22 protein-coding genes and 1 pseudogene are annotated in these 18,160 nt (G+C 69.8%); 17 read left to right on the top strand and 6 right to left on the bottom strand.

Going from position 1 to position 18,160, the window contains the following annotated elements:
• The first annotated feature begins 63 nt into the window (after positions 1-63).
• From AC07FN_RS40455 to dmpG, 4 genes are read left to right on the top strand one after another with little or no spacing between them, the layout of a single operon-like run.
• Positions 64-858 (top strand): 2-keto-4-pentenoate hydratase, encoded by a 795-nt coding sequence (locus AC07FN_RS40455; protein WP_478400423.1) that lies wholly within the window; start codon positions 64-66, stop codon positions 856-858.
• A gap of 11 nt (positions 859-869) precedes the next feature.
• Entirely contained in the window at positions 870-1,808 is a 939-nt protein-coding gene (locus AC07FN_RS40450; RefSeq protein ID WP_478400422.1) for an acetaldehyde dehydrogenase (acetylating), read from the top strand.
• Entirely contained in the window at positions 1,805-2,215 is a 411-nt protein-coding gene (locus AC07FN_RS40445; protein ID WP_478400421.1) for a hypothetical protein, read from the top strand. Before AC07FN_RS40450 ends, AC07FN_RS40445 begins: the two co-directional genes overlap by 4 nt.
• A complete protein-coding gene (gene dmpG, locus AC07FN_RS40440) occupies positions 2,113-2,826 on the top strand; it encodes a 4-hydroxy-2-oxovalerate aldolase (RefSeq protein WP_478400420.1) in 714 nt (237 codons plus the stop codon). The genes AC07FN_RS40445 and dmpG overlap by 103 nt, the downstream gene beginning before the upstream one ends.
• A 34-nt stretch (positions 2,827-2,860) precedes the next feature.
• Here dmpG and AC07FN_RS40435 read toward each other — a convergent pair whose 3' ends face one another.
• A complete protein-coding gene (locus AC07FN_RS40435) occupies positions 2,861-3,520 on the bottom strand; it encodes a TetR/AcrR family transcriptional regulator (protein WP_478400419.1) in 660 nt (219 codons plus the stop codon).
• A 208-nt stretch (positions 3,521-3,728) separates the two neighbouring features.
• Here AC07FN_RS40435 and AC07FN_RS40430 point away from each other — a divergent pair, with 208 nt between their 5' ends.
• The gene (locus AC07FN_RS40430) at positions 3,729-4,262 is read left to right on the top strand and encodes a hypothetical protein (RefSeq protein ID WP_478400418.1); all 534 of its coding nucleotides are present in this window, start codon (positions 3,729-3,731) and stop codon (positions 4,260-4,262) included.
• Between the two features lie 252 nt (positions 4,263-4,514).
• Here the strand turns inward: AC07FN_RS40430 and AC07FN_RS40425 are convergent, their stop codons facing one another.
• A complete protein-coding gene (locus AC07FN_RS40425) occupies positions 4,515-4,724 on the bottom strand; it encodes a hypothetical protein (protein ID WP_478400417.1) in 210 nt (69 codons plus the stop codon).
• Between AC07FN_RS40425 and AC07FN_RS40420 the strand changes: the two genes are divergently transcribed.
• Positions 4,723-5,373, top strand: a complete 651-nt coding sequence (locus AC07FN_RS40420) for an alpha/beta fold hydrolase (protein WP_478400416.1) — start codon at positions 4,723-4,725, stop codon at positions 5,371-5,373. The two genes, AC07FN_RS40425 and AC07FN_RS40420, sit on opposite strands and share 2 nt — an antisense overlap.
• Positions 5,374-5,576: 203 nt before the next feature.
• Here AC07FN_RS40420 and AC07FN_RS40415 read toward each other — a convergent pair whose 3' ends face one another.
• Positions 5,577-6,455 carry an NAD(P)-dependent oxidoreductase gene (locus AC07FN_RS40415; RefSeq protein WP_478400415.1) on the bottom strand — a complete coding sequence of 293 codons (879 nt, stop codon included), beginning with the start codon at positions 6,453-6,455 and terminating at the stop codon, positions 5,577-5,579.
• A gap of 182 nt (positions 6,456-6,637) precedes the next feature.
• Here AC07FN_RS40415 and AC07FN_RS40410 point away from each other — a divergent pair, with 182 nt between their 5' ends.
• The 7 genes and pseudogenes from AC07FN_RS40410 to AC07FN_RS40380 all read left to right on the top strand — a co-directional run bounded on the left by AC07FN_RS40410 (position 6,638) and on the right by AC07FN_RS40380 (position 11,271).
• Positions 6,638-8,230 (top strand): Na+/H+ antiporter, encoded by a 1,593-nt coding sequence (locus AC07FN_RS40410; protein ID WP_478400414.1) that lies wholly within the window; start codon positions 6,638-6,640, stop codon positions 8,228-8,230.
• A gap of 239 nt (positions 8,231-8,469) precedes the next feature.
• Positions 8,470-8,574: pseudogene (locus AC07FN_RS40405) on the top strand (hypothetical protein); the annotation flags it as partial.
• Positions 8,575-8,618: 44 nt separating this feature from the next.
• The gene (locus AC07FN_RS40400) at positions 8,619-8,822 is read left to right on the top strand and encodes a hypothetical protein (protein ID WP_478400441.1); all 204 of its coding nucleotides are present in this window, start codon (positions 8,619-8,621) and stop codon (positions 8,820-8,822) included.
• Positions 8,816-9,325 (top strand): hypothetical protein, encoded by a 510-nt coding sequence (locus AC07FN_RS40395; RefSeq protein WP_478400440.1) that lies wholly within the window; start codon positions 8,816-8,818, stop codon positions 9,323-9,325. Before AC07FN_RS40400 ends, AC07FN_RS40395 begins: the two co-directional genes overlap by 7 nt.
• Before the next feature lie 45 nt (positions 9,326-9,370).
• Positions 9,371-9,502: a hypothetical protein gene (locus AC07FN_RS40390; protein ID WP_478400413.1), complete on the top strand. Its 132-nt coding sequence runs from the start codon at positions 9,371-9,373 to the stop codon at positions 9,500-9,502.
• A 60-nt stretch (positions 9,503-9,562) separates the two neighbouring features.
• The gene (locus AC07FN_RS40385) at positions 9,563-9,850 is read left to right on the top strand and encodes a hypothetical protein (RefSeq protein ID WP_478400412.1); all 288 of its coding nucleotides are present in this window, start codon (positions 9,563-9,565) and stop codon (positions 9,848-9,850) included.
• Between the two features lie 353 nt (positions 9,851-10,203).
• The gene (locus tag AC07FN_RS40380) at positions 10,204-11,271 is read left to right on the top strand and encodes a hypothetical protein (RefSeq protein ID WP_478400411.1); all 1,068 of its coding nucleotides are present in this window, start codon (positions 10,204-10,206) and stop codon (positions 11,269-11,271) included.
• Between the two features lie 118 nt (positions 11,272-11,389).
• On the opposite strand, the gene AC07FN_RS40375 is transcribed toward AC07FN_RS40380, so the two are convergent.
• Both AC07FN_RS40375 and AC07FN_RS40370 read right to left on the bottom strand, forming a co-directional pair.
• A complete protein-coding gene (locus AC07FN_RS40375) occupies positions 11,390-12,274 on the bottom strand; it encodes an alpha/beta fold hydrolase (protein WP_478400410.1) in 885 nt (294 codons plus the stop codon).
• A 47-nt stretch (positions 12,275-12,321) separates the two neighbouring features.
• Positions 12,322-13,263 (bottom strand): LysR family transcriptional regulator, encoded by a 942-nt coding sequence (locus tag AC07FN_RS40370; RefSeq protein WP_478400409.1) that lies wholly within the window; start codon positions 13,261-13,263, stop codon positions 12,322-12,324.
• Positions 13,264-13,383: 120 nt separating this feature from the next.
• On the opposite strand from AC07FN_RS40370, the gene AC07FN_RS40365 reads away from it, so the two are divergent.
• Complete coding sequence (locus tag AC07FN_RS40365; RefSeq protein WP_478400408.1) at positions 13,384-14,253, top strand: alpha/beta fold hydrolase; 870 nt, start codon at positions 13,384-13,386, stop codon at positions 14,251-14,253.
• Positions 14,250-15,656: an MFS transporter gene (locus AC07FN_RS40360; protein WP_478400407.1), complete on the top strand. Its 1,407-nt coding sequence runs from the start codon at positions 14,250-14,252 to the stop codon at positions 15,654-15,656. The genes AC07FN_RS40365 and AC07FN_RS40360 overlap by 4 nt, the downstream gene beginning before the upstream one ends.
• 20 nt (positions 15,657-15,676) lie before the next feature.
• Here the strand turns inward: AC07FN_RS40360 and AC07FN_RS40355 are convergent, their stop codons facing one another.
• Positions 15,677-16,462: an IclR family transcriptional regulator gene (locus AC07FN_RS40355; RefSeq protein WP_478400406.1), complete on the bottom strand. Its 786-nt coding sequence runs from the start codon at positions 16,460-16,462 to the stop codon at positions 15,677-15,679.
• Between the two features lie 156 nt (positions 16,463-16,618).
• Here AC07FN_RS40355 and AC07FN_RS40350 point away from each other — a divergent pair, with 156 nt between their 5' ends.
• Both AC07FN_RS40350 and AC07FN_RS40345 read left to right on the top strand, forming a co-directional pair.
• Entirely contained in the window at positions 16,619-17,332 is a 714-nt protein-coding gene (locus tag AC07FN_RS40350; protein WP_478400405.1) for a CoA transferase subunit A, read from the top strand.
• A 9-nt stretch (positions 17,333-17,341) separates the two neighbouring features.
• Positions 17,342-17,986 carry a CoA transferase subunit B gene (locus tag AC07FN_RS40345; protein ID WP_478400404.1) on the top strand — a complete coding sequence of 215 codons (645 nt, stop codon included), beginning with the start codon at positions 17,342-17,344 and terminating at the stop codon, positions 17,984-17,986.
• The last annotated feature ends 174 nt before the right edge of the window (positions 17,987-18,160 follow it).

Raw genomic sequence — 18,160 nt, 5'->3', positions numbered from 1 at the left:
GCGTATCGCTGAGCGAGACGAATGCCTGGTTGGGGCCCCGGCCCGACCTGGACAGTGGGCGCCATGAACAGCCAGCCCACGACCTCCAACATCGCCGCCGCTGCGGACCGGCTCGCGTCGGCCGCGGCGACAGGCGTGCCCTGCGCGCCGGTGCGGGACCTGATCGGCCGTGACGACCTCGCGGCCGCTTACGCCGTGCAGCGCCGCCTTGCCGAGGTCCGTCAGTCGGCCGGGGCGGCCGTGGTGGGGCGCAAGATCGGCCTGACCTCGGAGGCGGTCCAGCAACAGCTCGGTGTCGACCAACCGGACCTCGGACTGCTGTTCGACGACATGCGGTACGGCGATGGGGAAGCGATTCCGGTCGGGCGTCTTCTGCAGCCGCGGGTCGAGGCCGAGGTGGCTTTCGTGCTCGGCGCCGACCTCGTCGATGGTCCGCTCGACGTGGCCCAGGTTCGCGGCGCGATCGAGTACGCCGTGGCCGCGCTGGAGATCTGCGACAGTCGCATCGAGGCCTGGGACATCAGCTTCGGCGACACGGTGGCGGACAACGCCTCGGCCGGGCTGTACGTCCTCGGCGCGCAGCAGCGCACGCTCGACGAGGTCGAGCCCGCGAAGGTCGTCATGGAGATGTCCGTCGACGGACGTCAGGTGTCCACGGGTGCCGGCACCGCCTGCCTGGGCGACCCCGTTGCTGCGGTCGGCTGGCTCGCCCGGACGGCCCGCGACCTCGGCCAGCCGCTGCGAGCGGGACAGGTCGTCCTCTCCGGCGCTCTCGGCCCGATGCAACCGGTCGTGGCCGGCAACGCCGTCACCGCCACCTTGTCCGGGCTCGGTTCCGTGACCGCCCGTTTCCAGTGAGGAGCCGACGAATGAGCAAGGTCGCGATCATCGGATCCGGCAACATCGGCACCGATCTCATGATCAAGGTGCTGCGCAATTCGGAACGTCTCGAGATGGGCGCCATGGTCGGCATCGACCCGGCATCCGACGGGCTGGCGAGAGCGGCCCGGTTGGGCGTGCCCACCACAGCGGACGGCGTCGAGGGGCTCATCTCGATGCCCGGATTCGACGACATCGAGATCGTCTTCGATGCGACCTCCGCGAAGGCGCACGCGGCGAACAACGCCCGCCTGGCACCGCTGGGCAAGCGGATGATCGATCTGACACCGGCAGCCATCGGACCGTACGTCGTGCCCGCGGTCAACGCCGACGAGCACTTGGACGCGTCCAACGTGAACATGGTGACGTGCGGTGGTCAGGCCACGATCCCGGTGGTCGCAGCCGTCTCGCGGATCGTGCCCGTGGCGTACGCGGAGATCGTCGCCTCGATCGCGTCGAAGTCGGCGGGACCGGGGACCCGCGCCAACATCGACGAGTTCACCGAGACCACGTCCGAGGCGATCGTGTCGGTCGGTGGTGCCCGCCGCGGCAAGGCGATCATCGTCCTCAACCCGGCCGAGCCGCCGCTCATCATGCGGGACACGGTGTTCTGCCTGGTCTCGGCCCCGGATCCGGCGACGCACGAGGAGATCCGGCGGTCGATCGAGAAGATGGCCGCCGACGTGGCGGCGTACGTGCCCGGCTACCGGCTCAAGCAGCAGGTGCAGATCACCGAGATCCCGGCCGACCAGCCGGTCGAGACGCTGGTGGCGGACTCGTCGCGCCCCACCCACCAGGTCTCGGTGTTCCTCGAGGTCGAGGGTGCCGCGCACTACTTGCCCGCCTACGCGGGAAATCTCGACATCATGACCTCCGCCGGACTGCAGATCGCCGAGCGGATCGCCCAGCGGAACGGAGCCGCACGATGAACCAGCGCAGCATCTTCGTCCAGGACGTGACCCTCCGGGACGGCATGCACGCGGTGCGGCACCGGATCGCGCCGACCGACGTCAAGCGCATCGTCGCCGCGCTCGACGTGGCCGGTGTCGGGGCGATCGAGGTCGCCCACGGCGACGGCCTGGCCGGTGGGTCGCTCAACTACGGGCCCGGCTCGCACACCGACTGGGCGTGGATCGAGGCCGCCGCCGAGGTGATCGAACGGGCTCGGCTCACGACGCTGCTGCTGCCCGGGTTGGCACGGTGCGCGAACTGGAGCGGGCGTACGAACTCGGTGTGCGATCGGTCCGGGTCGCCACGCACTGCACCGAGGCCGATGTTTCCGCGCAGCACATCGCGACCGCGCGCGAAATCGGCATGGACGTCTCGGGATTCCTGATGATGAGCCACCTGGCGCCCGCTGACGAGTTGGCGGAGCAGGCCAAGCTGATGGAGTCCTACGGCGCGCACTGCGTCTACATCACCGATTCCGGCGGGCGGCTCACCATGAGCGGCGTCGCGGAGCGGATGCGCGCCTACCGCGACGTCCTCGACCCGGGCACCGAGATCGGCATCCACGCCCACGAGAACTTGTCGCTGTCCGTGGCCAATTCCGTGGTGGCGGTGGAGAACGGGGTGACCCGCGTCGACGCCTCCCTGGCCGGCCACGGTGCCGGTGCCGGGAACTGCCCGCTGGAGGCGTTCATCGCGGTCGCCGACATCTACGGGTGGGACCACGGGTGCGACCTGTTCGCCCTGCAGGACGCCGCGGACGACATCGTCCGCCCGCTGCAGGACAGGCCGGTTCGGGTCGACCGCGAGACCCTCACGCTGGGCTACGCCGGCGTGTACTCCAGCTTCCTGCGCCACGCCGAGGCGGCATCGGCCCGATACGGGATCGACGTCCGGACGCTCCTGCTCGAAGCGGGACGCAGGGGACTGGTCGGCGGACAGGAGGACATGATCGTCGACATCGCGCTGACGCTGGTCGGGGAGCGTGAAAACGCCTGACGGCAAACACTCTTCGAGTGCCGCGGCCTGAAGGTCACGGCACGCGGAGCTCACGGAGGCCGCGGATCCGGGACTCGCCGATGGCGGCCAGCGCGTCGGCCAGCTGGCTCATGAGCTCGGCGATCGGCTTGTCGTCCTTCGACTGCAGTGAAACGAAAGCGCCGTCGAACCCGGCCATTCCGAAATGCGCGAGTTCGTCGGCGACGACCGTTGCGGCGTCGTCGCCCTCGACCGCGAACGACGAGTAGATCATGCGGTGCATGAGTTCGCGGCCCTCGCTGCGAACCTCGGTGACCGTCCGCATCGCTTCGGCAGCCTCCGCCGCCTCGTTGCTCATCACCAGCACGAGCATCAGGCGCAGGAAGTCCTCGTGGTTGACGAATGCCTCGCCGGTCTTCTGCAGGTGCCACCCCAGCCGTTCGCGAGGGGAGCCGTCCGCGGGCGGGTTCTGATGCGCGGCTCGCATCGCGTCGAAGAACTCCCGGGCGCCCCGCGCCATCACCTTCGACAGCAGGTCGGCCTTCGACTCGAAGTGGTGATAGATGGCGCTCCTCGGCAGGCCGGTCTCCTTGACCAGCACCGACATCGACGTTCCCGCGTACCCGCGTGCGGACATCACCCGCGCCGCGACGTCGAGGATCTCCTGTCGTGATCGCCGACCTCGTTGGTTTCCGCTGGGTACGGCATTGTCCATCCCGCGAGTGTAGTTCCTGGGCTGCGGGCCGCGTTCCCTCGCCAGAACCTCTTGACACCGGCCGGGGGGCTGTTACCGTTCTCGTTATTGGACCGAACGTTCCGTCCAATACATGGCTTCCGGGTGCGATCAGGTCTCGTTCTCCCGCCCGTGGAAAGCATCCGAATCCGTCCTCCCGAAGGTTCAGCAGAACAACGGAGTTCAGTGCATGACCGCCAACGTCGTTGATGCTGCCGACCTCGATCATGAAGTGGTGAATCCGCTTGGGGAACGGCATGTCCGCCCACGCGACGGAGTGGTGCCGCTCGTTGCAGCGGGTGAAGACCGCGTCGGCGAAGACGCCCGGAGCGACTTCCTCCTTGACGTAGTCGGTCACCTTGAACCCGAGGATGCCGTACCAGTCGAGGATCTCCTGGCGGTCGACGCGCTCCATGAGGAACTCGTGCCCGGCGCCACCGGCACCGGTGACGAAGTTCGAGAACAGCACGTCCGATTGGAAGGGCGTGTCGGCGTCGGCCAACCCGGTGAACAGCTCGACTCGGTTGCCCACCGGGTCGCTCGTCACGACGATGCGCTCCACCTTGCGGGCGGCGGCGAGCTCCGCGTCTCCCTCCACCACTTCGGTGCCGGCCGCGCGCAGGTTCGTCACCACGGCGTCGAGATCGGCCCCGGTCGCGCATTCGAAACCGCTGAACGCCAAGTCGTCACGCAACGGCGGGAATGCCGTGCTTGGCCAGCGTGAGCGCTGCGATCACGCCGCTCGGGCCGTACCCGACTATCGCGACGTCCGCGTCGTACTTCTAGCGTCTCGATGTTGCCGGAGAAGTTGCTCCAGCCGGTGGCGCCGGGGCCGCTGCCGTGCAGCAGGATCACGGGATGGCCTTCCCCGGCTTCCTGGTAGTGCAGGGTCCAGTCCTCGGTCCGGACGGTGCGGCTGGTCTCGGCCTGGGTGAGCGGCATGCGTGTCTTCCTCTTCCTTCTGCGGAGCGGTGTTTCAGGGCTGAAGCAGGTCCGCGACGACCTGCGGCGCGCGGTGGCCCCAAGTGTCGAGCTTGTCCAGGTGCTTGACCTGCCACGTGGTGTCGTCGATGGTCAGGCCGCCCCAGCCGTACTCGATGTTGAAGCCCGACGGCGTGCGGACGTAGAAGCTGAACATCTCGTCGTTCGGGTGCGCCCGCCAGTTCCACGTGTACGCCGTGGACATGCCCGGCTGGGGTGAGTCGGACGCCGCCACCGTCGACCAGCTCGACCACGTGGAGGCGGCGATCCAGTTCCTCGACGCCGTCGGCATCGAGAAGGCCGCGTTCGTCGGGAACTCGATGGGCGGCGCGACGTCCATGCGGTTGGCGACCGAGCACCCGGACCGGATCTCGCACCTCATCACGATGGGGCCACCGACACCCGGACCCAAGTTGTTCGCCGCGGGCGACGGTCCGAGCGAGGGCCTCAAGGTGCTCATCGAGGCGTACCAGAACCCGGCGCCGGGGACCATGGGCAAGCTCATCAGCATCATGGTCCACGACAAGCAGTTCGCCACCCCGGAACTGCTCGCGGCCCGGTCGGACGCCGCGCTGGCGCGCCCGGATCACCTCGAGAACTACCTGGCCGGTCTGCCGAAGGGCGCGCCGATTCCCAAGTGGGTTCGCCTCGAAGACCTCCCGAAGGTCACCGTCCCGACCCTGCTCATCCACGGTCGTGACGACCGGGTGGTGCCTTACGAGCACTCCCTGATGTTGCTCACGCTCATCCCGAACTCGCGGCTGGTGCTGCTCAACCGCTGCGGGCACTGGGCGATGATCGAGCACCCCGACGAGTTCAACCGCCTGGTCACGGACTTCATCGCGAACAACTGACTCGCACCCGCACCGCCCGGTGGCCCCCTCCGTGCCGCCGGCCGGTGCTGGACCCGCGGAAACCAAGAGGGATTCCGGTGGTTTGGCAACTGCTGTTCCGCCGGCCGGATCTTGTTTCCGGAGTTCTGGGCTGACCGCAACAACGCCAACCTTGCGCTTCTCCGTCCGTCCATCTTGGAGCGGTGTGTCCGACGTAGACGGGCTCAGGTGTCGAAGCTGGCGTAGTAGGCGGCGGCCATGTCCTCGTCGGCGTGGCCTCGGGCGGCCGCCCGGGTGAGGCGTTGTGCACCCGCTTCGGCGACGTCGAGCTGGATGCCGTGCTGCTTTCCGGCTTGGACGATCAGTTGGGCGTCCTTGGCGGCGGTGGCCACCGCGAAGCTCGGTGGGGTCAGGCGGTCTTCCAGGATCAGGGCGGCTTTTGCATGCAGGTAGCCCATGTCCAGCTGGCCGCCGCTGATGATGTCGAAGAAGCCTTGCGGGTCCACGTCGAGACCTTTGGCCAGGGCCAGAGCCTCGCCGACGGCGTTGGTGACGGCGATGACCCAGCTGTTGGCCACGAGCTTGAGGCGGGTGGCGCCGGCGTCGGCACCGTCCTCGCCGGTCCACACCGTGCGGGTGCCGATGGCGTCGAACACCGGTATGACGACTTGCCTGCTCTCGCTGGGGCCGGCGGCGAGGACGACGAGCTGGCCGGCCTCCGCGGGCTGGCGGGTGCCGAGGACGGGCGCGTCGAAGAAGACGAGTCGCTGCTCGTGGGCCAAGGCTGCGAGCTCACCGACGGCGTCTATGCCCGCAGTGGTCGACTGCACCCACACGGTGCCGGGGCGTAGTGCTGTCGCTGCCTGCCGCATCACGTCCAGCACGGCGGCACCGTCGTAGAGCATCGTGAGCACGACGTCGGCGTCCCGAACCGCCTCGGCAGGGGTGTCGGCGATGTGCACGCCGTCGGCGGCCAGTGGTTCGGCCTTGTCCCGGGTGCGGTTCCAGGCGTGCACGGTGTGCCCATTGCGGGCGAGGCTGCGGGCCATCGCGGCGCCCATGATCCCGGTGCCCAGGACGCTCACGGTGAGGGTATCCGACATGACATCAATTCCTTCCTTGCTGTGCCGCGTGTGGGGTGGTTAATTTCTAATAAGGGCAGCGATTCTTGACAGTTTCACGTCTTTTCCGTTGAGTGCGCAACCGCGGTGGGACCGCGTGTTCGAACAATGCGGCGTGTGTTTTCCCGTGGGTTCAGAAGTGGGATTTCGGCTATGTTCGTCGCGTGGGCGTGGAGGTGGACGCCGAAATTCTCATCGGCGGATTGTTGGTATCGGTAGCGGCGTTGGCGGCGCTGGCGCGCGTGTTGTCGATCCCGTACCCGATCGTTCTGGTGCTCGGTGGTGCGGCGGTCGGGTTCGTGCCCGGGGTACCGCACGTTGAGCTCGATCCCGAAGTCGTCCTGGTGGTCTTCCTGCCGCCGCTGCTGTACTGGGCGGCGCTGTCCGCCAACTTCCGCGATATGCGGGAGAACCTGCGAGGACTGACTCTCAGTTCTGTCGGTCTGGTGCTGGCGACCATGGCCGCGGTGGCGGCAGTGACCCACGCCCTCGTACCGGGTCTCTCGTGGTCGGCGGCTTTCGCGCTGGGCGCGATCCTGTCACCGACCGATCCGCTCGCCGCCGGCCTGGTCATGCGGAGCCTTGGCGTCCCTCGGCGATTGGTCAGCGCTGTCGAGGGTGAAGGCCTGTTCAACGATGCCACCGCGCTGGTGGCCTACCGCGTCGCCGTGGCGGCGATCGTCGGCGAGAGCTTCTCGCTCGGCCGCGCCGGACTCGTTTTCGTGGCGGGGGCCGTCGGCGGGATCGCGATCGGCCTGGTCGTCGGCTGGCTCATCGTGGCTGTCCGTCGCCACACCAACGACGCCCAGGTGAGCCTGACGATCTCGCTGCTCAGTGGATACGCCGCGTTCATCCCCGCCAACGCCCTCGGTGCGTCGGGCGTGCTGGCGGCCGTGACCACCGGCATGTACGTCGGGATCCGCGGCGTTCCCGTGCTGCCCGCGCCGACCCGCCTTCAGGGGGTGATGGTGTGGGACATCCTCACCTTCCTGATCAACGCGGTGCTGTTCGTGTTCATCGGTCTCCAACTCCCGAGTGCGGTAGAGGGGTTGGCCGGTCACACCATCACCGCTCTTGTCTCTTACGCGCTCTCGGCGGCGGGCGTGGTCATATTGGTGCGGCTGGCCTGGTTCTTCGTCGTGCCGTACATAATCCGGTCGATCGACCGGCGACGGAGCCAGCGGGCTCGCCGGGTGGGGGCGCGCTATCGGCTGGTGCTGGCCTGGAGCGGAATGCGCGGCAGCGTCTCCCTGGCCGCCGCTCTGGCGCTGCCGCTGACCACCGAGGCCGGGGCGCCGTTCGGCCCACGAGGCCTGATCATCTTCCTGACCTTCGCCGTCATCTTCGCGACGCTCGTCGTGCAGGGGCTGTCCTTACCCGCTCTCATCCGGTTGCTCCGAATCTCCGACGGCGGTGCCGAGGAGCGCGAGGAGCTTCGCGCACGGTTGGCGGCAACGCAGGCCGCACTCGCCCATCTCGACGAACTGGCCGAGCAGGAGTGGACCCGTGAGGACAGCGTCAACCGGTTGCGCCGCGCGTACGAGTACCGCAAGCGCCGACTCGGCGCACGCACCGGAAAGATCAGCGACGAGGGTTACGAGGCCCAGTCGCTCGCCTACCAGCAGATGGTCCGCGCGGTGCTCGAAGTACAACGGGCGACTGTCTTGAACTTGCGCAACGAAGGGGAGATCTCCAACGAGGTGATGATTCGCATCGTCCGCGAATTCGATCTCGAAGAAACACGACTGGAAATCTGAGCAGCCCGCTGCCCCACAGCTTCCTCGCACGTGCGCCTGGCCAACGGCGACCAAGTCGCGTACGACCGAGTGCTGATCGCCACGGGCACCCGTGCCCGGCAGTGGCCCGAACCGGCCGATGCCGCCCTGGAAGGCGTGTACACGCTGCGCACGCGCGATGACGCCCGCAGCTGCAACGGGCGTTGGCCGCATGGCCGTCGCGAGTCCTGGTCATCGGCGCCGGGTTCATCGGCTCGGAGGTGGCCTCCGTCTGCCGGGAACTCGATCTTCCGGGGACCGTCGCCGAGCGGGGCCCGGCGCCACCGGTCGGCCCGCTCGGTGGAGTGATCGGCGAGATCGCCGCGGAGATGCAGCGCGACCACGGCGTGGACCTGCGCTGCGGCGTGGCGTGTCATCGCTGGAAGGCGACGCGAGCGGATATGTACGACGTGCTCAGCTCTCCGACGACACCACCAACGAAGCCGACGTGGTACTTGCCGCGCTGGGGTCGATCCGCAACGTGGAATTGCTGCAGGGCTCCGGGCTGGCGGCCGGCTTCCGGGGCGTCGGCTGCGACGCCGGCGGTCGCGCCTTCGCATCAACGGCGTGGTGACCGACAGCGTCTTCGTGGCCGGGGACGTGGCGCGCGCGCCCCACGTGCTCTACGAGTACGAGTTTCTCGCCATGGAGCACTGGGACAACGCCGTGCTCGGCGCTGAAGTCGCGGCTCACAACAGGGTGAACCTCGAGCCCGGGTACTACCCGCACCTGTTGCTACCCGGCTTCTGGTCCGGCCAGTTCGACGTCAACATCAAGTCCGTCGGCGTCCCTCCCTTCGGGGACGAGATCGCCTTCACGCAGTGGTCGGTCAAGGAGCGCCGCTTCGCCGCCGCCGTCACCTTCAACCACGGCAAGTGGCTGCCGTACTACGCGGGGCTGATCGAGCGATCGGTTCCGTTCCCGCCCCCGCCGCCGGGCTGGGATCGGCCCGACGACCTGAAGCCGTTCCCGGCTGAATTCCCGGAACACGGCGTCCCGACGGCGATACCCGACGTTGTCCTGACCGGACACGTCCCGAGCGAGCGCAGAGCCGAGTTCCGGCCACGACGTCGCTGACGCACCCCGGGATCACGCGGGCACAAGAGGAAAGAGACCAGCACCATGAGCGAGGAAACCCCTTGGCAACAGGTCCTTCGCTACGAAAACCGCGCCAACCCGTACCTGTTCTACGCCGAGCTCCGGAAAACACCGGTGGCGCGGCAGCCGAACGGCACCTACGTCGTCAGCATCTAGCGGGAGATCGTTTCGCTGCTCCACGACAACCGGGTCAGCTCGGATCCAACGAAACGTCCCGTGACGGTCCCGGGCGCGGACCCGGCGGAGCCGGTGGCCGAGACGATCACGGCGGCCGATCTGGCGCCGAGCATCATCGAGTCCGACCCGCCCGAGCACGATCGAAACCGCGAGATGATGCTGCGGCACTTCTACGGCCCGGCCCATTCGCCCCACCAGATCTCCGACCTGGATCCCGAGATCCACCGCATCGTCGGCGAACTCCTGGACAACATGAAGGGCAAGACCCGGCAAAACCGGGCGAGCTGCGGGAGGTGCCGGTGCCCGAGCCCGGGCCGGGACTGGTGAAGATCGCGGGATTCTGCACCCACCGTCAGCAACAACCCCGCAGCTCTAACCAGAAAACCCGTGGGGCAAAACATCGGCGCCGCAGCCATGATCGACCTCCGGTGTGGTCGTCGGTGTGGCCCACGCGTAGGCGTGGGCGGTGGCGTAGCAGTGGCGGACCGGTGCGGGAATCCGCAGGTGTCCCCGCTCGGTGATGTGGGATACGCCTTGGGTGCCGGATCAGCCCGCGGCCCGTCGGTGCGGATAGGTGCGGATCGGTGCCAGGAGGCAACCCGAGGTCTCCGCCGCGCGTCTCCTGGGCGTAGGAGATCACCGGCTGAGAGGCAGCGATGTCGAGGAGAACCGGAACGACCGTGGCCACGGCGCTGATCGTGGTCCTGAGCACGGCGGGCACGGCGTTGGCGCAGGGAACCTGGACGCGCGAGGAGTTCCCGGCCAGGCCCGAGACGGCGTCCTACGTGAGCACCGTGTCCAGCGGTGGCGGCGCGACCTGGGCGTTCGGCAGCTACAGCCCGCCCGGCTCGCCGACGTCCATCACCGCGCAGGCGTTCCGCCGCGAGGAGACCGGTCGCTGGGTCGAGGTTCCGGTGCCGAACGTCGGCCAGATCGTGGGATCCGCGGTCACCGGCCCGGACGACGCCTGGGCGGTCAGCCAGTTCACCAAGGTCAGCCGGGGCGCGACGTTGCACTGGGACGGGCAGGCGTGGACCGAGGTGCCGCTGGAGGTGCCGGACGCTCCCCGGATCTCGCCCCACGACGTCACGGCCGTCGGCCCCGATGTCTGGGCCGTGGGCAACGCCTATCGCGACGGTGAATCCCCGCTCTCGCGGAGCTTCGCGATGCGCTGGGCCGACGGCGGCTGGCAGGGGTCTCCGCTGCCGCCCGCCACCGACGAGCAGAACTTCTCCAGCGTCGGCGGCGCCGCGCCGGACGACCTGTGGATGGCCGGCACGACCGTTGCGCGGCCGCAGCAGATCGTTGCGATGCACTGGGACGGCGCGCAGTGGAGCCACGTGCAGGTGCCACCGCTCGAGACCACGGACTTGGATTTCCTCACCGTGCACGACGTCGCGGCCTTCGCGCCGGATGACGTCTGGATCTCGGCGACCCAGAAGCCCTACGACACCCCCGGGCACGGCCAGCCGATCCTGATGCACTGGGACGGCGACCAGTGGGTCCGCGAGCAGGCCTCCGTGCCGCCCGGCGGCACCGGGAAGCTCGTGCGCGCCGACGGTGCACTGTGGAGCCTCGGGGCCGGTGCGCTGCTGCGCTACGACGGCACCTCGTGGCAACAGGTCGACGGGCCGCAGGAAGGTTCCCTCGGCAACGGCGCCGAGCTCCCGGACGGCCGCCTGGTCGGCACCGGAAGCGCCGGCGATCCGATGACCCCGCAGCCGTTCGCGACCGTCCAGAACCGCTGACCCACCCGATTCGCCCTGCGGCTTCCCGGTTCTCCGGCACTGATCGTCCTCTTAGGACATGGAGACCGGGGAGCCGCAGGTTCGAATACCGGGTGATCCCGTTCCGGGGCACGCGTTCTCAGCGGCGACGTGCTCCGCGTGGGTGGCTGAGGAACGCTTCGACGGCGTGCACGAGCTCGCCGGGCGCTTCTTCCGGGACGTAGTGGCCGCCGGGAACGGAATGTCCGCTCACGGCGGCCGGATCGGCGTGGTGCTCCTGCCAGACGCGCACGACGTCGCGGCGAGCGAGGCCGCCTTCGGCGCCCCACAGGACGAGTAGCGGCGCTTGCAGCCGCAGCCCGCGGTCGTGATCCGCCTCGTCGAGTTCGAGGTCCGTCGTGAAGCCCGTCCGGTAGTCCTCGAAGGACGCCCGCAGGTGCCCCGGGTCGCTGAACGCGGCGACGTAGTGCTCGAACGTTTCCCGGTCGACGGCACCGGAATCGAGGACGCGGGCGAAGAAGTGGCCGAGGTACGCCTCGACGTTCCCCCTGATCAGCTTCTCCGCCAGCTCGGGCTGCCGGTGGAAGAACCAGTGCCACATCGCGCTCGCCGAGTCAATGTCGAGCGAGCGCATGACGACCCTGGTCGGCAGGATGTCCAGCAGCGCCAGCGCAGCCACCTCCGCGGGCCGGTCGAGCGCCCACCGGTGCGCGACGCGGGCGCCGCGGTCGTGGCCGATCACCACCGCCGATTCGTGCCCGAGGTGGCGGATCAGGCCGCTCAGGTCGGCCGCGGTGGAACGCTTGTCGTAGCCCGAACCGGCCAGCCCCGAAGCGCCGTACCCGCGCAGGTCCGGGGCGACGACGGTGCGGCCGTGGCTGAGCGGCTCCACGACGTGGCGCCAGCAGGCGCCGGTCTGCGGCCATCCGTGGAGCAGCACGACGAGCTCCGGCCCGTCGCCGACGACCCGGTAGGCCAGCTCCACGTCGTCCAGGCGCACCGACTCGACATTGTCCCGAAGCATTCTTCTCCCTTGTTGCACCAGCGTTCTGGACGGTCCAGCAGCGGCCATCAACCCTCGGCCGCGACGGCCGACGGGTGCCGGGCGAGCACGTCGTCGAGGCGCGAACCGACGTCCGCGCAGTTCCGGCGCACGACCGACAGGAACGACGCGAGCACCGGCGACCGGTCGGTCACCCGGAAGGACATCTGCAGGTGCGGCAGCCGGAATCGCGGCGTGACGTCGCAGAACCAGATGTCGTCGCGGGCGATCAGCCGCATGCGGTCGGGGCCGAGCCCGACCCCCGCGCAGCAGGCGGCCAGGCCGGCGATCGTGTGGACGTCCCGCGCCATCGTGGCGCCGTCGAGGGCGGCCGGGTCCGGCCCGAACGCCGGCCGCAGGTACGAGCTCACCGCGTCCGGGCTGGCGATGAGGTGCTCCTGGGCGAGTTGCTCCACGTCGATGGACGGCAGCCCGGCGTACGGATGCGTTACGGACACGACGGCCACCAGGTGATCGGCGCCGATCGGCACGGTGACCAGGTCCTCCGCCCCGGCGCCGCGCGGGCTGCCCCGGCCCACCGCGACGTCCAGCTCGCCGGCGAGGAGCGCCGCCGCCGCGGTCGGGCTGTCCAGTTCCTGGAGCGTCAGCCGGACGGCCGGGTGAGTGCGGCGGAACCTGCCGAGCACCCCCGGCAGGGGGTCGAGCAGCGCGGATCCGGTGAACCCGATCCGCAGCCGCCCGGTCTCCCCGCGCGCCGCGCGGCCCGCGTCGATGCCGGCGAGCCTCATCTCGGCGAGCGCGGTGCGGGCCCGGGCGAGGAACGCTTCTCCGGCCGCGGTCGGGAGGACACCACGAGAGGTGCGGTCGAACAGCCGCTCGCCGACTTCCCGTTCCAGGGCGGCGATCTGGGTCGACAAGGGAGGCTGGGCGATCCCCAAGGACGCCGCCGCGCGACCGAAGTGCTGGTGCTCGGCGAGCGCGAGCGCGTAGCGGAGGTGGCGGGCTTCCATGCGCCCCACGATACTTCCAGAGTATCGCGGAGGCCATTGTGAGATATCGCGGTGGATGAGGCCGACGGGTGTGGTGTGACCTGAACGGGTCGATGATCACCGCTCCAGAAGGGCCTCACCATGACCCGCCCGTCCTCCTCCGAGACCGTCGTCGTCCTCGTGCACGGTGCCTGGCACTCCGCGCTGCACTGGGCCGCGACGCAGCGCGCCCTCGTGCGTCACGGTCTCGCCGGCGTCGCAGTCGACCTCCCCGGCAGCGGGCTCGACGCACCCGTCCCGACCGGATTCCTCGCGCCCGGTCAGCCCGGGCTCACCAGCGAGAAGTCGGCCCTGAGCGACGTCACGATGCAAGACAGCACCGACGTCGTGCTCGATGCCCTCGTCAACGTCCGCACGCGGTACCGCAACGTCGTCCTGGTCGCCCACAGCGCGGGCGGCGGTCCCGCCTCGGCAGCCGTGGAGCAGGTTCCCGGGCTCGTCGACCACCTCGTGTACCTGTCGTCGTTCGTCCCCGCCGGTCGCCCCCGGGTCGCCGACTACATCGAAGCCCCGGAGCACGCGGCCGCCGTCCAGCTCCCGGCGGTCGGCGATCCGGCGGAGCTGGGGGCCTTCCGGATCAATCCGCTGTCCGCCGATCCGGACGACGTCGCCGCCATCCGCCGGGCCTTCCTGAACGATCTGCCCGCGACGGCGCCGGAATCCTGGCGGCAGTTCCTGCACCCGGACCTGCCGCTGAGCACCTTCACCACGGCGGTACCGGTCTCGCCCGAGCGCTGGGGGCGCATCCCGCGCACCTTCATCAGGCTGACCGACGACCTGGCGATGCCGCCGGCGACCCAGGACCTGATGATCGCGGAAGCCGACCAGGTGGTGCCGGACCGGCCGATGGCGGTGCGCTCGCTGCCGGGCGGGCACTCGCCGTTCGTGACGCGGCCCGGTGAGCTGGCGACGCTGCTCGCCACCGTCGCCTTGCAGCCGACCACCCGATGACGGACCGGCGTTCCCCGGCAGGACGATTCGTCGTCCTGCCGGTCGTCCTGTCCGGGGTCTTCGTCCAGCTCGTCAGCGTGACCGTCATGCAGGTGGCCGTGCCTGACGTGCAGCGGGATCTCGGTGCCGGCCCGGGCGAGGGACAGCTCGTCCTGGCCGGCTACACCCTCACCTACGCCTGCTCGCTGATCCTCTCGGCGCGGCTGGGCGACCGGTACGGGTACCGGCGGATGTTCGTCACCGGGATGGCGGTGTTCACCGGTGCGGCGATCGGGTCGGCCGCGTCGCCCGAAGCCTGGCTGCTGATCGCGGGCCGCCTGGTGCAGGGCGTCGGCAGCGGGATCATGGCCCCGCAGATCCTGTCGATCATCCAGTCGGCACTGCCCGCGAGCCGCCGGCCCGCCGCGCTGAGCGCCTACGGCGCGACCATGGCGGCAGCGTCGCTGGCGGGCCCGTTGCTGGGCGGCGTCCTGATCCAGCTCGATCCGCTGGGACTGGGCTGGCGGGCCGCGATGCTCCTGGCCGTTCCGGTCGGGCTCGTCGCCCTCCTGCTCTCGCCCTCGCTGCCGTCCGTCCGAACAGGACGGACCGGCGGGCGCATCGATTCGGTCGGAGCGGGCCTGAGCCTGGTGGGAACGGCACTGCTGGTGCTGCCACTGACGGTGGGGCGAGACGCGGGCTGGCCGATGTGGACGTGGGCGAGCCTGGCCTCGGCAGTGGCGGTGCTGGCCGGATTCGCGGTTTCCCAGCGAAGAGCGGCGGATCCGCTCGTCCATCCCGCCGCACTGGCCGACCCGTCGACGAGGTGGGGACTGGGGGTCGTGCTCGTCTTCAACGCCGGGGTGCCCTCCTTCACCCTGCTGCTGTCGATGCACCTGCAGGGCGCGCAGGGCTGGAGCCCGGTGCTGACGGCGCTGACCATCACCCCGTTCGCCGTCGGAGCGCTCGGCGGCAGCGGTGTCGCGAACGTCCTCGGGAAGCGCTTCGGGGCCTGGACCCTGGCCACTTCGGCAGTCGCGATGGGGATCGTGTCCGTCGCCGTCGCGGCGACCATCGACGACCCGGCCACCAGGTGGGTGCTGTGCCTCGTCCTCGGCGTGGGCGGAGTCGCCTTCGGGATGTTCACCGCCTCGGCGTTCACCCAGATCATCGCCAGGGTTCGAGTCGAAGCCGCGGTCTCGGTCTCGGGCCTGCTGCCGACGGCGCAGCAGCTCGGCGGCACGCTGGGCGTCGCGCTCGCGGGAGTGGCCTACTCGGCACCCGCCACGAGCAGCGGCGATGCGATGTGGCACGCGATGACCTACGAGGCCGCGGTGTTCGCCCTGGCGGCCGCCTTCGCACTCGGCCTGGTCGCCCGCCGCGAGCCCGTCCACCACCGGCAACCCACCGCCAACGCGGCGTAGCGCCACCTGCCGGAAACCGGTCAGCGGCCTGCGGTGTGGTCGGTGGTGTCCAGGGTGCGGGTGAGGGCGTGGGCTTCGTGGAGGAGGAGGGCGCCGAGTTCGGGTTGCCGCTCCTGGCGGAAGCGGGTCTCGATGCCGGTCAGGGTCAGGGCCCACGCCGGTTGCCCGGCGCGGTCGAACACCGCCGCCGCCATGCCCCAGCTCCCCTCGACCACCAGACCGGGGTTGACGGCGTAGCCGTTGCGGCGGGTGCGGGCGATGCGGGCGCGCACCGCCTCGGGGGAGTGCGTCTCGCCCCACCGGCCCGTCAGGTCGGTCCGCTCCAGGTAGGCGTCGATCTCCGCGTCGCCGAAGAAGGACAGGATGACCAGGCCGGCTGAGACGACGCCGAGCGGGAACCGGGCACCCTCGTAGAGCACGAAGGACCGGATCGGGAAGTCGCCGTCCTCGCGGAGCAGGCACACCGTCTCCTCGCCCCGCAGGGCCGAGAAGAACGCGCTCTCGCCGGTCTTCGCGGCCAGCCGGTGCACGCTCGCGCGGGCGTGGTGCGTGACGTCGTAGCGGGTGCCCGCCGTCTGCCCCAGCAGGTACAGCTCGGGGCCGAGGAACCACCGGCCGGTGCGCCGGTCGCGGTCGACGAACCCCTCCTCCGCCAGGGAGCTGAGCAGGCGGTGCACGGTCGGCCGGGGGAGGTCGGTGGCCCGGGCGAGGTCGCTGGTGGCCGCCCCCGCCTCGTTGACGGCCGACAGCGCCCGGAGCACGGAGCCGACCCGGCCGATCAGATGGGCGTTCGCGCTGGCGCTCATGCCCGCATCCTAACGTCCACTCAGTGAACGCCAGCGCTGGGCGATGGTCATCCGATGAACGGATCGGCCGTCGTTCGGCCTTGTTTCTTGCGGTGAACAGCAGGTTGCTTCTTTACTGCTGCTGTTCGTCCAGCGGACCGATGAAGAGGTGATGAGTTGTCAAAGCTGCGCCCGAGTGCGGCGGAGGCACTGACCGACGTGCTCGAAGACGGGATGACGATCGCCGTCGGGGGCTTCGGCCTGTGCGGCATCCCGAGCGACCTCATCGAGGTCGTCCGCGACAGCGGGGTCACCGGTTTGACGTTGGTCTCCAACAACATGGGCGTCGACGGCAAGGGGCTCGGGCTGCTGCTCGAGAACCGCCAGGTCGCCAAGGTGATCGCGTCCTACGTCGGCGAGAACAAGCTGTTCGCCCAGCAGTACCTGGACAAGGAGCTGGAGGTGGAGTTCGCGCCGCAGGGGACGCTGTCCGAGCGGATGCGGGCCGGCGGCGCGGGCATCGCCGCGTTCTACACCCGCGCCGGCGTCGGGACCCCGGTGGCCGACGGCAAGCCGCTGGCGGAGTTCGACGGCCAGACCTACGTCCAGGAGCGGGGGATCATCGCCGACGTGGCGCTCGTGCACGCGCACACCGCGGACCCCGCGGGCAACCTCGTCTACCGGGCGAGCGCGCGGAACTTCAACCCGGTCGTCGCGACCTGCGCGAAGGTCACGGCGGTCGAGGTCGAGCACCTGAGCGAGGAGTACCTCGACCCGGAGCGGGTCGTGACACCGGGCATCTACGTCGACCGGCTGGTCCTCGCCCGGCCCCGCATCAAGGACATCGAGAAGCGCACGGTGCGTCCCCGCGCCACCGCCCCGGCCGACTAGGAGCAACCCATGACCTGGACCCGCGACGAGATGGCGGCGCTGGCCGCCGCAGAGCTCCGCGACGGCGACTACGTCAACCTCGGGATCGGCATCCCGACGCTGGTCGCCAACCACATCCCGGACGGCGTGGAGGTGACCCTGCAGAGCGAGAACGGCATCCTGGGCCTGGGGCCGTTCCCGTACGAGGGCGAGGAGGACGCCGACCTCATCAACGCCGGGAAGCAGACCGTCACGATCAACCCCGGGGCGAGCTATTTCGACTCCGCGGTCTCCTTCGGGATGATGCGCGGCGGGCACATCGACATCGCCGTCCTGGGCGCGCTCCAGGTGAGCGAGGGCGGTGACCTGGCGAACTGGACCATCCCCGGCGCCCTGGTGAAGGGCATGGGCGGAGCCATGGACCTGGTCGTCGGCGCCCGCCGGATCGTTGTGCTCACCGACCACGTGGCCAAGGACGGCAGCCCGAAGATCGTCGAGCAGTGCACGCTGCCGCTGACCGGTGCGGGCGTGGTCGACCGGATCGTCACGGACCTGGCGGTGATCGACGTGACCGCGGAGGGCCTCAGCCTGGTCTCGCTGGCCCCGGGCGTCACCGAGGACGAGGTCCGGGAGAAGACCGGCGCCAAGATCCGGCAGCCGGTCGCGACGGCGTGATTTTCCGAGCAGGCGTAGCAGTTCTTGGCCGCGATGGACGGAAGTGGGGAGTAGAGCGGTGAACAGTGCACGGAGCGGCAGCGGTTCTGTGATCGTGGCGGGGGCGCGTACTCCGATGGGGCGGTTGCTGGGGTCGCTGAAGGATTTCTCGGGTGCGCAGTTGGGTGGGTTCGC

The organism is Saccharopolyspora sp. NPDC045941 (genome assembly GCF_056431445.1).
This window is presented reverse-complemented; position numbering and strand designations above follow the sequence as displayed.

Bases quoted from the DNA above. Each gene is read 5' to 3' on its own strand.
- AC07FN_RS40455 (WP_478400423.1), top strand. From the start codon at position 64: ATGAACAGCCAGCCCACGACCTCCAACATCGCCGCCGCTGCGGACCGG.
- AC07FN_RS40450 (WP_478400422.1), top strand. From the start codon at position 870: ATGAGCAAGGTCGCGATCATCGGATCCGGCAACATCGGCACCGATCTC.
- AC07FN_RS40445 (WP_478400421.1), top strand. From the start codon at position 1,805: ATGAACCAGCGCAGCATCTTCGTCCAGGACGTGACCCTCCGGGACGGC.
- AC07FN_RS40435 (WP_478400419.1), bottom strand. From the start codon at position 3,520: ATGGACAATGCCGTACCCAGCGGAAACCAACGAGGTCGGCGATCACGA.
- AC07FN_RS40430 (WP_478400418.1), top strand. From the start codon at position 3,729: ATGACCGCCAACGTCGTTGATGCTGCCGACCTCGATCATGAAGTGGTG.
- AC07FN_RS40420 (WP_478400416.1), top strand. From the start codon at position 4,723: ATGCCCGGCTGGGGTGAGTCGGACGCCGCCACCGTCGACCAGCTCGAC.
- AC07FN_RS40425 (WP_478400417.1), bottom strand. From the start codon at position 4,724: ATGTCCACGGCGTACACGTGGAACTGGCGGGCGCACCCGAACGACGAG.
- AC07FN_RS40415 (WP_478400415.1), bottom strand. From the start codon at position 6,455: ATGTCGGATACCCTCACCGTGAGCGTCCTGGGCACCGGGATCATGGGC.
- AC07FN_RS40390 (WP_478400413.1), top strand. From the start codon at position 9,371: ATGAGCGAGGAAACCCCTTGGCAACAGGTCCTTCGCTACGAAAACCGC.
- AC07FN_RS40375 (WP_478400410.1), bottom strand. From the start codon at position 12,274: ATGCTTCGGGACAATGTCGAGTCGGTGCGCCTGGACGACGTGGAGCTG.
- AC07FN_RS40370 (WP_478400409.1), bottom strand. From the start codon at position 13,263: ATGGAAGCCCGCCACCTCCGCTACGCGCTCGCGCTCGCCGAGCACCAG.
- AC07FN_RS40365 (WP_478400408.1), top strand. From the start codon at position 13,384: ATGACCCGCCCGTCCTCCTCCGAGACCGTCGTCGTCCTCGTGCACGGT.
- AC07FN_RS40360 (WP_478400407.1), top strand. From the start codon at position 14,250: ATGACGGACCGGCGTTCCCCGGCAGGACGATTCGTCGTCCTGCCGGTC.
- AC07FN_RS40355 (WP_478400406.1), bottom strand. From the start codon at position 16,462: ATGAGCGCCAGCGCGAACGCCCATCTGATCGGCCGGGTCGGCTCCGTG.
- AC07FN_RS40345 (WP_478400404.1), top strand. From the start codon at position 17,342: ATGACCTGGACCCGCGACGAGATGGCGGCGCTGGCCGCCGCAGAGCTC.